The organism is Collinsella sp. CLA-SR-H006, from assembly GCF_040097075.1.
Taxonomy (GTDB): domain Bacteria; phylum Actinomycetota; class Coriobacteriia; order Coriobacteriales; family Coriobacteriaceae; genus Collinsella.
Genome location: NZ_JBBNPD010000032.1, coordinates 1 through 1,978, shown reverse-complemented (window position 1 = coordinate 1,978; position 1,978 = coordinate 1). Strand labels below are relative to the sequence as shown.

General features: G+C 55.6%; 2 protein-coding genes. Both read right to left on the bottom strand.

All coding sequences use genetic code 11. The features are described from left to right. Positions 1 to 626: 626 nt before the first annotated feature. Positions 627 to 1,751, bottom strand: coding sequence for an aminotransferase (locus tag AAA069_RS09925; protein WP_349128266.1), 1,125 nt, complete (start codon positions 1,749 to 1,751; stop codon positions 627 to 629). Between the two features lie 149 nt (positions 1,752 to 1,900). Next, the coding region (locus tag AAA069_RS09920) for an arginine deiminase family protein (protein WP_195192534.1) at positions 1,901 to 1,978 on the bottom strand (78 nt) is incomplete at its 5' end.

The window sequence follows — 1,978 nt, the reverse complement described above, 5'->3', positions numbered from 1 at the left end:
CAGACCTTCCTGAGCTTGCCGATCTCGGAAGGCACGTGCAGACCTTTCGTCATGGCCTCCTACCTTTCTTTCGGGCCCTTGTCAGGGCCGATTCGTTAGCGCCCCTCCGTGTGAGGCGTTATTGCTGACGACATATTTATATCCAAAATCAGCTCATACTTCCACCTTGCCCCCGAACGGTTTTTTATAGGGGGTGAACGGCATACACATATACTTCACGCATGGCACACTTCATCTTAATAAAGCGTATTTACGTGCTTAAACGCGTTTTCAATCCTAAAATCAAATGGAACTAAACTTTGCTAAACCACCCTCATATTGCATATTTCCAATAAAGCTATGAATAGAATTAGCGGTTCATACCGTGTCTCAACCATTTTCATTTTTATTCAGAAAAAAGTTTGTCCTATTCATTTCTGGTAAATAAATTACCGTTTACCAGACGCTTGATACCGTTCACCGGAAACTCAGTATAAGGCCCAGCGGATACCGACTCGCTTTACGGCTCCATTTGTAACAACTTGACTTCTCGGTATAGAAAAACGGACCCGCTTCACTAGGGAAACGGGTCCGTTTTCGATTATCTTCGGCTAATTTGGATAAGGCCCTCGAAGATCATCGGAATCCTAGCGATCGAACTCCGCCAGTGCCTCGCCCAAAAGCCTCAGGCCCTCGCGCAGAACGTCCTCGCTCGCGCAGTAGCCCAGGCGTGCGCCGCAGGGAAGCTCAAAGCGGCTGCCGGGTACCAGCAGCACTCCCCTGTCGGACAGCAGGCGCTTGCAGAACTCCTCGTCGTCCTCGGGAATATCAAGCTGGATAAACGAGGTGGACACGCCCTGCGGCGCCGTCCAGGAAACGCGGTGCTGCGTATCGATCCAAGCCTGCGCGATATCGCGGTTGCCAAACACGATCTTGCGATTGCGCTCAAGGATCTTGTCCTTGTGCTCAAGCACATAGGTCGCCAGGGCATCGTTGAACACGCCGCCGCAGATCATGGTGTAATCGCGATAGGTGCGGATGCGGCTGGATATCTCTTCGTCTGCCACGACCCAGCCCACGCGGGCCGCAGGCGTCGAATAGGTCTTGGACACCGAGTTGGTGACAATGGCATTCTCGTACACGTCAGCCATCGACATAAAGGCCTCGGTGTTCTCAAGCGGCAGATACACCTCGTCGCACAGCACGTAGGCGCCCACCGAACGGGCGATCTCGGCAATCTGGCCGAGCATATCGGCATCGAGCACCGTACCGATGGGGTTCGATGCGTTGTTGATGCAGATGAGTCTGGTGTTGGGGCGCACCAAGCGCTTGAGTTCCTCGATATCGGGCTTCCAGCCGAGTTCCTCGCGAAGCTCCCAATACTCGACCTCGGCGCCCAGCGTGCGCGGAATCTCGTAGAGCGGCGCGTAGGTGGGCCACTCGGCGATAACATGGTCGCCGGGCTCGACCACAGCCATGATGGCGTTGAGGTTAGCGCCCGTGCAGCCATTGGTCTGCAGAATGTGATCGGGATTGACCTCCCGACGATACAGCTTGGCAACCTCGGCCTTAAACTCCGGCGAGCCCTCGATCCAGCCGTAGTTCATCTTCTCGCGATCCAGGCGCTCGTAGAACGTGGCGCCGTCCTGTTCATCAAGCGCGCGCAGCTCGCCCATGGTGAGCGACGAGATCGTCGACTGGGCGATGTCCCACGTGGCGCTCTTCTCCCAAACGTTGAGCCATTCCTCAACGCCAATCGTCTTGATGTCCATGGCCAAGCTCCTTACAAAAGCAGTCATCCAATCGTGTTGACGTTCCTCATACAAGATTGGGGCGGTGCGAAAACCCGCACCGCCCCAATGGGAGACATCTAATGGCAGCTAGATGTATGTATTATGACCTGTACGGGTCCTAGAAGACCCTAGAGGTCCTCGCGCCAGAAGGGCATGCTCATGCAGCGCGGGCCGCCGCGGCCGCGGGAGAGCTCGGCGGAGGGCAC